General features: G+C 60.7%; 9 protein-coding genes. 3 read left to right on the forward strand and 6 right to left on the reverse strand.

What is annotated here, in order from left to right; all coding sequences use genetic code 11:
* Positions 1-82 precede the first annotated feature (82 nt).
* On the forward strand, positions 83-1,156 hold the full coding sequence (locus tag PUQ42_RS03565) for an SGNH/GDSL hydrolase family protein (RefSeq protein WP_087311148.1): 1,074 nt from the start codon (positions 83-85) through the stop codon (positions 1,154-1,156).
* Between the two features lie 97 nt (positions 1,157-1,253).
* On the opposite strand, the gene PUQ42_RS03570 is transcribed toward PUQ42_RS03565, so the two are convergent.
* From PUQ42_RS03570 to recG, 4 genes are all read right to left on the reverse strand, one after another.
* The gene (locus PUQ42_RS03570) at positions 1,254-1,412 is read right to left on the reverse strand and encodes a hypothetical protein (protein WP_162608235.1); all 159 of its coding nucleotides are present in this window, start codon (positions 1,410-1,412) and stop codon (positions 1,254-1,256) included.
* Between the two features lie 169 nt (positions 1,413-1,581).
* A complete protein-coding gene (locus PUQ42_RS03575; protein WP_087404109.1) occupies positions 1,582-2,517 on the reverse strand; it encodes a hypothetical protein in 936 nt (311 codons plus the stop codon).
* Between the two features lie 339 nt (positions 2,518-2,856).
* On the reverse strand, positions 2,857-3,654 hold the full coding sequence (locus tag PUQ42_RS03580; protein ID WP_273371055.1) for a DUF3108 domain-containing protein: 798 nt from the start codon (positions 3,652-3,654) through the stop codon (positions 2,857-2,859).
* Between the two features lie 48 nt (positions 3,655-3,702).
* On the reverse strand, positions 3,703-5,814 hold the full coding sequence (gene recG / locus PUQ42_RS03585; RefSeq protein ID WP_087404111.1) for an ATP-dependent DNA helicase RecG: 2,112 nt from the start codon (positions 5,812-5,814) through the stop codon (positions 3,703-3,705).
* A gap of 51 nt (positions 5,815-5,865) precedes the next feature.
* On the opposite strand from recG, the gene ispG reads away from it, so the two are divergent.
* Both ispG and PUQ42_RS03595 read left to right on the forward strand, forming a co-directional pair.
* Positions 5,866-7,383, forward strand: a complete 1,518-nt coding sequence (gene ispG / locus PUQ42_RS03590; RefSeq protein WP_273371058.1) for a (E)-4-hydroxy-3-methylbut-2-enyl-diphosphate synthase — start codon at positions 5,866-5,868, stop codon at positions 7,381-7,383.
* Positions 7,384-7,536: 153 nt separating this feature from the next.
* Positions 7,537-8,142, forward strand: coding sequence for a WbqC family protein (locus PUQ42_RS03595; protein WP_122119877.1), 606 nt, complete (start codon positions 7,537-7,539; stop codon positions 8,140-8,142).
* Here the strand turns inward: PUQ42_RS03595 and PUQ42_RS03600 are convergent.
* Together PUQ42_RS03600 and PUQ42_RS03605 are read right to left on the reverse strand one after the other, a co-directional pair.
* On the reverse strand, positions 8,060-10,093 hold the full coding sequence (locus PUQ42_RS03600) for a glycoside hydrolase family 2 protein (protein WP_273371061.1): 2,034 nt from the start codon (positions 10,091-10,093) through the stop codon (positions 8,060-8,062). The two genes, PUQ42_RS03595 and PUQ42_RS03600, sit on opposite strands and share 83 nt — an antisense overlap.
* A 230-nt stretch (positions 10,094-10,323) precedes the next feature.
* Complete coding sequence (locus PUQ42_RS03605; RefSeq protein WP_273371063.1) at positions 10,324-13,428, reverse strand: hypothetical protein; 3,105 nt, start codon at positions 13,426-13,428, stop codon at positions 10,324-10,326.
* Positions 13,429-13,457: the final 29 nt, after the last annotated feature.

The following is a 13,457-nucleotide window of genomic DNA, read 5'->3' on the forward strand; positions in this document are numbered from 1 at the left end:
GCGGAGTTTTCGGACTCCGCCCTTTTTGGAATTTGAAAATTCGGGAATCGACCCTAACAACCCACAACTACTGAAAGAGACCATGAAAAAAGTGATTCTGTTGGCCGCCGTACTGCTGACGGCCGCCGTCGCGGGAGCCCAGGTGCGCTTCGTTGATGCGACGCAACTGACACTGATCGGCAAGGCGCTGCCGACTTCGCACCCCTATCATCGGATCGACACGACCCTTTACAAGGGCTTCACCCCCACGGAGAACCAGCAGGTCCGCTGTTCGGCGGGTCTTGCGCTGGTGTTCAAGACCAATTCCAGCCGTCTCGACATGCGCCCGGTCTATTCGTCGTTCGTTTACGGCGGGACGAGCACGCCGCGTGTCGCCTCGGAGGGATTCGACCTCTATATCCGCAAGGATGGCGAATGGCTCTATGCGGCGTCGCAGGCGGCCGGCCGGCGCGGTCGGACATTCACGCTCATCCAAGAGATGGACACCACGCAGAAGGAGTGCCTGTTGTATCTGCCCAACTACAGCGAACTGTTGTCGCTGCAGATCGGCGTGGACTCCGCGGCGACAATCACGCCGATGGAGAACCCCTTCCGGCACAAGATCGTGATCTTCGGATCGAGCTTCACGCACGGCGTGAGCACGAGCCGCGCGGGAATGAGCTACCCGATGCAGATCGAGCGCAACACGGGGCTCTATTTCTGCAGCATTGCCTGCAGCGGCAACTGCAAGCTGCAGCCCTATTTTGCCGATTACCTGGCCGACGTGAAGGATGCCGATGCGATGGTCTTCGACGGCTTCTCGAATCCGGGCGCGGAGATGATCCGCGAGCGGCTGATCCCCTTCATTGCCCGTATCCGCGAGAAACTGCCCGCGACGCCGCTGATCTTCGTGCAGACGATCTACCGTGAGAGCGGCAACTTCAACCTCGGGAGCCGGGCCCGCGAGGAGGCCAAGCGTGCGGCGGCCCGCGAGATGATGGCCCGGGCCATGGAGCAGTTCGACAACGTCTATTTCATCGACGCCCGGGATCTGACGGGCACCGACCATGTCACCTCGGCCGACGGTACCCACCCTTCGGATCTGGGCTACTGGCGCTGGGCGCAGAATCTGCAGCCCGAACTGCTGAAGGTGCTGCGCAAGTGCGGCATCCGCTGATTCGGAAGCCGCGCCCTTTCGTATGGAAAAACCCTGCAACGTCAAGTTGCAGGGTTTTTCTGTCCTGGAGCGGGCCCCGTTGCGTGCCGTCGGAGGGCTATTCCCGGATCAGGGTGTCGTGTTCGGCCACCAGCAGCAGGAAGAAGAGCGTCAGCAGAATGCAGCTCGTCGAGGTGCTGTAGGTCTTCAGGAATTCGCTGCTCTCCTGTGGGTTGGTCTCCCGGAGCACCAGGTTGCGGTCGATGAAGAAGCTCATCTCCTCCTGGCTGACAGCGTAGAGAATGTCAGAGAATGTCGGGAACGAGGGCTGCGAAGAGGAAGAATGCGGGGTGTTCTCCGACGGGTCGCAGCAGTTGTGCAAAGATGCTGCCGACCCGGAAAGGTCGGCAGCATGTCCGATGCAGCCGCTTCATTTCGTGCGGCCGTTATTTCATGACGACCTGCGTCTGACCGATCAGACGGCCTTCGCAGTAGAGCTCGACGGAGTAGGTTCCGGCGGCGAAACCCGTCGAATTGAAGTAGATGCCTACCTCGAGGTCCTGATTCTGGTAGTCGACCTCACGCATGGCCGAGTAGCTGAGTCGTTCGCCCTCGAATTCGAAGGTGGGCATCTGCTCGGTGGTCAGCACATAGCCGTCCGGGGAGGTGATGCGCACGTAGATGGCCTTGTTTCCGGGCGTGGCGAGTTCGTTGGCCGAGAGGACGAAGTCGACGCGCAGGCGCGAGGCGTTCTTGATGCGTGAAACGGGGTTGCTGCGGCTGTTGAGGGCCGAGAGGCGGATGTCGCGGGCGCGGAGTACGGCGCCGACCTTGACCTTGTTGTCGAGCTCTGCGGCCTTTTCCTCGGCCATTTCGGCGCGCAGGCGGGCCGTGGAGATCTCCTTGCGGTATCCGACGTTCTCCTTGATGAGCTGTTTGTTGAGCGTATTGAGCGAGTCGATCTGGCGGACGTATCCCTTCATGATCGTACGCAGCGTACCGACCTCCTTTTCATACTGTTTGATCTTGGCGAGGTTCCACGAACGCTCCTTTTTGAGTCGGGTCATGAGCGAATCGGCACGTTCGCGTTCGATGTCCAGGCCGCGGGAGATCGAGTCGTTGGAGATCTGGAGGTTGTCGTAGTCGGTCATCAGCCGGCCCAGATCGCTCTGGATCGAGTCGCGGTCGGCGCGCAGCAGTTCGTTGTCGATCATCTGCTGGCGGTGGATGCCGAAGTAGAGGGCCGAGAGGGCCACCAGAATAACCGAAAGGATGATAATGACGATGCGATAGCCGCGGATGGACTTTCCGGCATCGGGCTGCGGTGTCGAGAAGTCGTCGTCTTCGAAATCCGAAGGATCGTATCCCTGTTTGTTTTCCATAAAGGTTGGTTTTAGCGGTTCGAAGTTTGCCTGTTTCGCTCCGTTTTGCCGGATTGGATCGGGTTTGCGGGCGGTTTCGGCAACCGGACCGGGGTGTTGTCGATACTTACGGGCAAAGATATGAAAAAAAGCGGAATCTGAAAGCCGTTGTCGGAGGATAGTTTGCAACACTTTTTGTTGCCGGGGCTGCCGTTCGTGGTGCCGGAGTGGTTTGCTCCGTCCCGTCGGCCATCCGGTTCCTCTGTCCTCCGGTTCCTCTGTCCTCCGGCTCCCCAGTCCTCCGGCTCTCCGGTTCCTGCCCCCCCCCTGGCTTCCCGGCCCTTTGGCTCCCTCCCGGGCTTACCGGATCCGGCTTTCGAGAGGATACTTGAGCCCCTTGAACCCGGAGATATAGGCCTGAATGCTGCCGATCTTGACCGGGGACTCGATATAGAGCGGGATCTTGTTCCGGTCGTCGGAGATCCAGATGGTGAAGATTGTGCCGTCGGTGAACGAGTATCCCTCGGTGGTTCCCAGCTGGCATTCGAACTTCAGCGTGCGGAACCGGCCCATGTTGCGGATCTTCTTGTTTTCGCGTCCCAGATAGCGGTAGTGGATGTGCTTGATGGTGTCCTGCAGGATCATCTGCAGGGTCCCGACCTCGTCGACGCGGAAGTCCTCGGCCTCGGCCGAACGGAGGTTGAAGAAGAGCGAGATGGCGTCCATGCTCTCGTTGGTCAGCCGCATGCGTTTCTCCTGAAAGGGGTTCTGGCGGCTCTTCCAGCGGGTGTGGACCGTGGAGTCGGGCCACAGGTAGGTGTAGTAACTCTGGAAGGTGTAGTCACCCTCGCGCAGGTCGCTCACGAAGCGGACCGGACGCAGCGTTTGATTGTCGATCCAGACCGTATAGATATCCTCGAGGTTGTAGAACCAGCGGTAGGTGGGCAGTGTACGGCCGATGCCTTCGACCTTGTAGAAGTTGCGGCCGTCGCTCCGCTCCTCGGAGGTTCGGATCTCGACGGCGCCGACTTCGGTATTGGGGAACATCTTGGCCTTGTAGCTCACGCGGTAGAAGAGTTCTTCGCCCGGATGGTAGAACTGGGCGAAGAGGGGCGAGACGGCTGCCGCGAGGAGTATGCTGAACAGAAATCGTTTCATTGCAAGGTGTCTCTTTGTGGGGAATAAACGGGTTTAGGGAGCATTATATTACGAAATACGGGAAAAATCGAACTCTTCGCGTCCGGAATAGCGTCGGCGGAGTGCTTCGAGGCCTCGGTTTTCGGGCCGCGCGAGCTTCGGATCGGCGGCGAGCACCGCGGCGGCGGCTTCGCGCGAAAGGGTGAGGATCTGCACGTCGGCCGTCGGGCTTGCGATCTTCAGATCGAAGGCCATGCCGCTCTGCAGCGTGCCGTTGATGTCTCCGGCGCCGCGCAGCTTCAGGTCGAGCTCCGCCAGGCGGAATCCGTCGTTCGTCTCGCACATGGCGTCGAGCCGGGCACGGGACTCGCGCGAGAGCTTTTCGCCCGACATGAGGATGCAGTAGGACTGTTCGCCGCCGCGCCCGACACGTCCGCGCAACTGGTGGAGCTGCGAGAGGCCGAAGCGTTCGGCCGATTCGATGACCATCACCGTGGCGTTCGGGACATCGACCCCCACCTCGATGACCGACGTGGCGACCAGAATCTGTGCCTCGCCCTCCTTGAACTGACGCATCGACTCCTCCTTGTCGGCGGGCTTCATCTTACCGTGGCAGATGGCCGTGACGTACTGCGGCAGGGGAAAGTCGCGCGAGATGGCCTCGTAGCCGTCCGTCAGGTCCTTGTAGTCCATCGCTTCGGACTCCTTGATGAGCGGGTAGACGACGTAGACCTGCCGGCCCTTGGCGATCTCCCGACGCATGAATCCGAAGAGCTTCAGCCGGGCGGCATCCGTATAGTGATAGGTCTTGATCGGGCGGCGTCCGGGGGGCAGTTCGTCGATCACCGAGACGTCGAGATCGCCGTAGAGCGTCATGGCCAGCGTGCGGGGGATTGGTGTGGCGGTCATCACGAGGATGTGTGGCGGCTGCGCGTTTTTGGTCCAGAGACGGGCGCGCTGCTCGACGCCGAAGCGGTGCTGTTCGTCGATGACCACGAAACCGAGGTTCGCGAACTGCACGCGGTCCTCGATCAGGGCGTGGGTGCCGATCAGAATCTGGACCTCCCCCGAGGCGATTCCTTCGAGGGCCTGGCGACGCTCTTTGGTCTTCGAGGCGCCGGTGAGGATGGCCACCCGCACGGGCAGTCCGTCGAGCATCCTGCTGATGGTGGCGAAATGTTGTCGGGCGAGGATCTCCGTGGGGGCCATCATGCAGGCCTGGAATCCGTTGTCGACGGCCAGCAGCATCGACATCAGTGCCACGAGGGTCTTTCCGCTGCCGACGTCGCCCTGCAGCAGGCGGTTCATCTGGAATCCCGAGACGGTGTCGCGGCGTATTTCGCGGATGACGCGCTTCTGGGCTCCGGTGAGCGGGAAGGGGAGCTTCTCGTTGTAGAAGGTGTTGAAGATGCCGCCGACCTTTGCAAAGAGGAATCCGTCGCTCTTCGAGAGGCGGGCCGTGCGGCGCTGCTGGATGTTGAGCTGTACGCCGAGCAGTTCGTCGAACTTCAGCCGGTACTGGGCCTGGCGGAGCAGTTCCTGCGACTGCGGGAAGTGGATGTTGTAGAGTGCCTCGGGCAGCGGGATGAGACCGTATTGCTGCCGGAGCGCCTCGGGCAGCGGATCCGTGATGCGGTCGCGGACGAGTGTCCAGGCGTTGCAGACGATCTGGTACATGCCCTTCGTGCCGAGGACGTTGCCGAGTTTTTCGGTCGAGGGGTAGATGCCCTGCATGCCGCTCTCGACCTTTCGCGAGAGGGCCTGCTCGACGGTCTCCAGTTCGGGGTGGGCGATCGAGAGTTCGCCGTGGAAGAAGTTCGGGCGTCCGAAGACGAGATACTCGCGGCCGACCTCGACCCTTTTTTCGATCCACTTGATGCCCTGGAACCAGATCAGTTCGGCGCGTCCCGAGTCGTCCTGCACCTGGACCGTGAAGCGGCGTTTGCGCCCCGCCCCGGCGTAGGCGACCCCCATGACGCGGGCGCGGAACTGCACGTAGGAGAGTCCGGCCGAGTCGGTGATTTCGGCAATACGGTAGACGCGCGTGCGGTCGATGTATCGGAACGGATAGTGCGAGAGCAGGTCGCCTACCGTACGGATTCCCAGTTCCCGGTCGAGGAGCTTGGCGCGGGCCTCGCCGACCCCCGGGACGTACTTTATGTCGTTGTCGAGTATCTCCACGAAGACAAAGATAGTTAAATTTGTACTATCTTTGTCGAAAACTCTCAGGAAATGGATCTGACGACATTCAGACGACGCCCGACGTGCGAGGTGCGGATCGGGCAGGTGACGATCGGCGGTGACCGTCCGGTGGCCGTGCAGTCGATGACCAATACGGATACGAACGACACGCCGGCGAGCGTGGCTCAGATCGAGCGTATCGACCGGGCCGGGGGCCGGATCGTGCGCCTGACGGCCCAGGGGCGGCGCGAGGGGGAGAACCTCTCCAACATCGTCCGCCAGTTGCGGGCCGACGGCTTCGATACGGCCATCGTGGCCGACATCCACTTCGTGCCGGAGGTGGCCGCCATCGCGGCGCAGTACGTCGACAAGGTGCGCATCAATCCGGGCAACTACCGCAACGAACACGGCGAATTCGAGGCGCTGATCGAACAGTGCCGCCGGCGGGGCGTGGCGCTGCGCATCGGCGTCAACCACGGGTCGCTTGCGCGGCGGGTCTTCGACCGCTGGGGTGATACGCCCGAGGGGATGGTCGTCTCGGCCATGGAGTTCCTGCGGATCTGCCGCGAGCGCGACTTCGACCAGGTAGTCGTTTCGATGAAGTCGAGCAACACGCGGGTGATGGTGGCAGCCTACCGGCTGCTGGTCGAGGCGATGGATGCCGAGGGGATGCACTACCCGATCCACCTCGGGGTCACCGAGGCGGGCAACGGTCTCGAAGGGCGCGTGAAGAGCGCCGTGGGGATCGGGGCGCTGCTGGCCGACGGCATCGGCGACACGATCCGCGTCTCGCTGACTGAAGCGCCCGAGAACGAGATTCCCGTGGCTGAGATGCTTGTCCGACACTTCGCTTCGCGTCCTGGCGTGTTTGAGGTCCGCCACCCCGAACGCTATTCGCCGACGGCCTACCGCCGCCGTTCGCACGTCACTGTACCCGTAATCCACGGCGAACCGCTCGACGGCTTCCGTATCCTGGAGGCCACGTCGGGGAATCCGACGGCCGAACTGCGCGCGGCGATTCTGAATCTGGAGACTCCCGACGAACCGGTTGTCGTGCGGCGCCGCTATGACGATCCCACGCTCGAGGCGGTGGCCGTGAAGGCGGCGGCCGACCTGGGGCCGCTGCTGCTCGACGGACTGGCCGACGGCATCTGGATCGATGCCCCGGCCCTTACCGCGGCGCAGATCCGCGATCTGGAGCTGATGATCCTGCAGGCGGCGCGCGTGCGCTTCTCCCATACGGAGTATATCGCCTGCCCGTCGTGCGGACGGACGCTCTACGATATCGAGCGGACCCTTGCGGAGATCAAGGCCCGTACGTCGCACCTGAAAAACCTCCGCATCGGCGTCATGGGCTGCATCGTCAACGGTCCGGGCGAGATGGCCGATGCCGATTACGGTTATGTGGGAGCCGGTCCGGGCCGCATTACGCTCTACAAGGGGCGTGAGGTGATCGTGCGCAACATCCCGCAGGAGGAGGCTCTCGACCGCCTGATCGAGCTGATCCGCCAGAACGGCGACTGGGTCGACGCTTCCGATGCTCCGGCAGCACCCGAGCCCTGCAACTGACGCCCCGACCCCTCCGATGTCTCCGATACTCTGATCAATCCGGATTCTCGAAACAGACGCTCCCGGACCCCGTCCCGGACTTGAAACTGATTCTCCGGGGCCCGAAACGACGCCTCCGGATACACCCATTGACCTTTATCACCCGTTCTGACGATGACCATACTTCCCCTTGCCTACCTGCCCTCGGTCTCCTATTTTGCCCGCCTGCTCCGCGGTGACTGCGTCGTGGACCTCGGCGAACACTTCGTGAAACGCTCCGAGCGCAACCGGACCCGGATTCTGGCCACCGGCGGCGTGATGGAGCTCACGGCCCACGTCTGCCACGCCAACCGCCCTCGGCAGCCGATGCGCGACGTGCGCCTCGACTACTCGAAGCGCTGGCAGCACCAGCATTGGGGGGCGCTGGTCTCCTCCTACCGCTCGTCGCCCTATTTCGACCACTACGCCGGACGCTTCGAACCCTTCTACACGCGGCCGTACGACTTTCTGGTGGAGTACAATCTCGGATTGCTCGAGGTGCTGTGCTCGCTGGCCAGGATCCCGATGCCGACCCTCTGCGAGCGCTACGTCGAGGCCCGTCCGGGCGATCTCGACCTGCGCAGCCGAAACAGCGAGGGCCCGGCCTTCGAGGCCGAGCCCTATTTCCAGGTCTTCTCCGACCGGATGCCCTTTGCTGCTAATTTGTCGTTTGCGGACCTGCTGTTCGCCGAAGGCCCGGCGTCCGTTTCGGTTTTAGAACGTTGCCGATTCGGATCGTGACGCTGTCACGCAGCGCTCCGGCCATCGCCTTGATCTCGACCACGCCCTGCAGCGATACCGAATCCGTGCGGTACTGACACGGGGCATACTCCGTCACGGCCAGCGTGTCGGCCCCTGCCATGATCAGTGGGGTTCCGGCCGACGAATAGACGCGGAAGAGCTGCATGTTGCCGTCGCGCAGCCGCAGCCGCTTGTTGACGATGTGCAGCGTGGGTTCCGCGGTGTTCCACAGGGCCTTGTAGAGATAGAAGGCATCCTTGGCTTCGCGGCGGTTGAGGGTCAGCAGTCCCGTGCCGTTCACGCCGTAGGGGCGACGCGAAGATCCGTAATCGAACAGACTCTCGATCCATACCCCCCAGAAGAGCGAATCGTTCTGCAGGTTGCGGGCATACTCCTCGTGGAAACGGGTCTGCCGCTCTTCGGGCAGCCAGTTCGAGCGGGGGAGTGCCTGCGAGGTGTAGCTCTTGTGCCCGAGGAATCCCGGTTCGCCGTACTGCACGCCCGAGCGCAGATGGGACCAGTTCTTCTGCAGCAGGTCGCGCCATACGGCCACATCGTCGGTTGATCCGCGCTGCCAGCCGACATTCTGTTTCCAGACGATCAGATCGGTGATGAAGTTGACGGTTCCGTCCTGATCGCTGCAGGCGACCGTCGGGCGCGAGGCATCCATCGTGTGAGCCGTCTCGTTCAGCCGGCGCAGATAGGGGGTTACGTCGTCGCCGCGCATCCAGAGTTGGGAGAAGATGCCCCACATGACCACCGAAGGATGGTTGATGTGCTGGGCGATGATTTCGCGCAGCTGCTGCAGTCCGTTCTCCTCGAAGGCCGGGGTTGCGAAGTAGGCCATGTCGCTCAGGAAGGGGGATCGCTGCAGCGGGGCGTCGATCCAGACCATCAGGCCGGTTTCGTCGCAGCGGTCGTAGAGGTACTGCGCATGGGGCATGACGGCCGAGCGGATGGCATTGGCGCCGATGCGGTGGACGACCTGCAGATCGGCATCGTAATCCTGGGCGACGAGGGTTCCGCCCGAGAGGGCGTTGTCGTGGTGCAGCACCACGCCGTGCAGCGGAGTCCGCACGCCGTTGATCAGGAAACCATCGTCCGGGGTGACGTTGAGCGAGCGGAATCCGGTCCGGACGACTACGCGGTCGGTGATGCTGTCTTCGCCGATGGCAGCCGTCACGGTGTAGAGGGCCGGATGGTCGGGGCTCCAGAGTTCGGGGTTCTCGACCTGGAAGGGAATCAGTACGGGTTTGTCCTCGATTTTGGCCTTCTGGCGTTTCGTGAAGAGGGTTCTGCCGTCGGGAGCCGAGATTTCAAGGTTGAGCATGCAGGTGTTTCCGCTGCGCGAGGTGAGGTGCACCTCGATTTCGCCCTCGGCGCGTTCTGCCGAGACGCTCTGCGGATGGATGAGCACTCCGTCCGAGCCGTAGTAGAGCGGGGAGACGGCGGTGGATTCGGTGACGATGAGTTCGGCCTCGCGGTAGATGCCGCCGTAGGAGTTCATGTCCGTGGAGGTGGGCAGCACGTCGTCGCGCCAGCTGTTGCTGACCATCACGAGCAGGGCGTTGTCCGTTCCGAAGCGGATCTTGTCGGTGATCTCGAAGACGAAGGCCGTACCGCCGCCGCGGTGGGTGCCGACGTGGCTTCCGTTGACGAAGACGTCGGCGACGCTCTGTACGCCGTAGAACTTCACGAAGAGGCGTTTCGAAGCCCACTCTTTGGGGACGTACATGCCGTTCATGTAGTTGCCCGTTGTTTCGAGCCAGTAACCCTGTGCCAGGGGGTCGGTGTTCCAGCTGTGGGGAAGGGTGACATGGCGGGCATTGTCGGAGGTGCGCTCGGTCTTGAAGTAGAAGCGCCAGCCTTCGTTGATAGGGAATACCTCCCGGGCGCGGGCCGAGAGTGCGATTCCGAGCATCAGCAGCACAAGAGTTATGAATCGTTTCATGGCAGGACGTTTAAGGCTCCGATCGGCGAGCCGGGGCTCTGTATGCCGGATGCGGCCGTCGGGGTTCATCCCTGCAAAGATACACAACGCGTTATGAAAATCAAACATTATTTTTCGTGAATTCCGGGCGGAGCCGGCCGGCGGAGACAAAGGAGCCGGGCGCGAATCGCTGCGGTTCGATTCTGCGCCCGGCATCACCGGTTATTCCCCTCTCCCTAAAGGGATTTTGATCAGTTGCCCGGTGTCTCTGCGGGGTTGGCACCCGGAATGATGTGAACCGTTACCGTGACGGGTTCGCGTTTTCCGAATTTATAGCTGTAATTAACCTCAACCTCTACATCGAAAGCCGTGAGTGTGAGCGAGGAGTCGGTGATCAGGCTGACAACGCCGTCCGTCAGTTCGATGTTGGGGTTCTCCTCGACCAGCTTGTAGCTGGGCTTGCCTTCGATAGCCGTTGCGAGGTCGCTGTTGGCGAATACGTTCTCGCCGTTCTGGGCCGAAAGTTTCAGCATCGAGGCCACGTTGAACGTCTTGTTCTTTGCGTCGGTGTAGATCGAGGCATTGACATTCTCCAGCGTCGAGATCTGTGCGTCGACGATCGGATCCTTGATTGCCACGGTGAACGTAGCCTCGTCGATCTGACGGCCATTCAGTTCGAGTGCGGCCTTCACGTCGAGGGTCAGACCCGTCCAGTCGTTCCAGGCCAGCTTGTTGTCGACAATGGCCGGAGCCTCTCCGTCCTCGAAATCATCCAGATTCGTGGCGATGCTGTAGACAACCTTCAGACCTTCAATGCTCTGGTCGTAGAAGAAGGCTCCGTCGAGTGCCTTGTCGATGACGTCGAACGAGGTGCCCGAGATCTGGGTCTGAGCCGTAGCCTGGCCGTTCGAAATGATTGCGTCGTTGGCCTCCAGCTCAACGTTGGCGGGTTTGGCGAGCTGGACCTTGCTCGTGAAGAGAACCTTCAGATCTGCGATCGTTCCGTGGGTGAAGGTAAGCGTCGGCTGGTAGCTTTCGCCGAACTTGGCTGCATTCTCGAAGGTGACGAAGATGTTGCCCTCCTCGGCGCTCAGCGTAGCCTTGTCGCTGCCGGCAGCCGTCGGGGTGATACCCGTAAAGATGCCAGCCAGCGTCTCCTCGGTACCGAATGCGGCTTCGAGCTCGTCATTCCAGACCTTCTTGGCGTATGCGGCGGCGAAGCCCTCCAGCATTTCGAACTTGTTTTGACCCTTGTACTCCTTGATGGAGGTGGTTTCGTTCGAGAGGTCATAGCTCGGGAGAGTCGGCATGCCCGTCACGTCGATCGTGGCGTTGATCGTCGCGGTGGTCAAATCCTCGTGCATGTAAACGGCCTTCAGCTCATAAGTGGCCGTCTCTTTCAGATCGCCTGTCAGCGTTACCTTGATCTGCTGTGCGTCGCCTGCGACACTCGGCGTCGTTGTCAGTTCGATCGTTGCGGTGATACCTGCGGCAGCCTGACCGTTCTTGGTAAGTGCTACGGTATACTTGCCTGCTGCGAGTTCGGCGGCCTGCGTGTAACCCTTCATGGCGGCGTAGGTCTTCGGATCCAGCACATTCTCGGCAAGATCAATGGCCTCCTTGCTGTAAAGCTGATCTGAGATGGCCGCAGCATAGTTCCAGGTCATGGCAATGGCATCGGCCTGAACGTCCGTGTTGTCACCGGCAATCGTGATTTCGTGCTGTACGCTGCCCACCTCAATCGTCTCCTCTTTGTATACGAGGTTGAAGGTGAAGGGCTCCGAGGTGATCTTTGAGTTGATCTCGCCTACGTTGCTTCCATTTGCCGCATCCTTGAACCTGACAGTCGTCGTTCCCAGTTCGTACAGGTTTTCCGTTCCGGTGGTCGTTGCCTTCTCCTCGGGAGCTGCGATCTCGATGAGGTCCTCGGCGTTTTCCCAGTTCGAAAGGGCCGTGTACTCGTCGCCATCCTTGTAGTAGATCGAGAATCCATCCAGGAAGGTGACGGTCTCATCCGAGTTGTATTTCAGCTCCGTTTTGTACATGCCGCCGTCGGGCTCAACGAATGCGCCATTTTCCATCTCTTTGGCGATGACGAGTTTGTTGTTGATCTCGCCGCCTTCCTCATAATCGGTTCCGATGTACGGGGTCGTGTAATCGATGCCGAATTTGCTGTCGCTGCCCTCAGCCGGAGCGATGTTGACGTTCAGGGCGATGGCCAGAGTCTCACCATCCACTTCGCCGTAGTTGTAGTTGCATTCGGCCGTAACCGTGAATGCTCCGGTGTAGGCCTCACCGTCCGACTCCTTCTCGGCGGTCACATCGGTTACCACGAAGAGCGGCTCACCGGCGCGGGTCTTCGAGATCTTCTCGGTTACGATGGAGGTGTTCTCTTTCGTAATCTTTCCGGCCAGCGAAGCGGGCGATACGCGGAAGGTGATCTTTGCCGTCTGTTTGTTGGTCTGGTCCAGGTAGAACTTCGTCGACTCATCGAACTTGATCCACGAAGTACCCTTGAACATGATCGTGTTGTTCTGAGCCTCTTCCAGCGTCGAGGGAACGTATACCAGCGACTGGATGCGGCCTTCGAGTTCGGCAACGCGGCTGATCAGCGGTGTGATCTCATCAATCAGGGTCTGCAGGGCGCTGTCGAGCTGCTCCTTGCCGATCTTGATGGTGCCGTTTTCACCAACAATCGCATTTTTCACGGCATCGGTAAGCGCATCGTAATACTCGCCCTGAGCCGATTTGATTTGATCGAAAACGTCTTTCACGGCACCACTGGCTGCGTTATCCGCATACGTTTTGGTTGCTTCCGCGGTGAGATAGCCCTCCATCTGCGATCCCATCCAGGTCTTGATGCTCGATTCGAGATCCGAGAGATCGTTCTGAATCTCGGAAACGGCAGCAGCCACGGCCTGGTCGATTGCGCCGTTGTCCTTCGTGATGTCGGTCAACTTGAGTTCCAGGTCGCTCAGAGCCGTAGCGGTAGCATAATAGTTGTCCAGCGTTTTTTTCAGGGCATCGGCCGTCGTAGCCTTGCCGATCTCATCGTCGATATACGTTTTCAGGGTGTTTTCCAGTCCCTTGAGTGCGTCGAGCTGGCCTTTCAGATCGGTTACGCCCTCGAGTTTCCCTTCGAGGTCTTCGACGCGTGAGGTCAGCGACGAGAGGTCGGGGATCGAACCCTTGATGGCCTCGATCTGCTCGGGCAGACTGGAGACCGTCACCTGCATCTCGTCGAGACGTTTGTTGATGTTGTCGATGTCGTCGTCATAGTCCTTACAACCGACACCGGCCAGCATTGTTCCGCTCAGGAGCAATGCCGTGAAATTCCTGAATAGATTGTGTTTCATAGTGGAATGATTGAATAAATGAGTGTGTT

The sequence above is a fragment of the Alistipes megaguti genome, assembly GCF_944320325.1.
In the GTDB taxonomy this organism is placed as follows: domain Bacteria; phylum Bacteroidota; class Bacteroidia; order Bacteroidales; family Rikenellaceae; genus Alistipes; species Alistipes megaguti.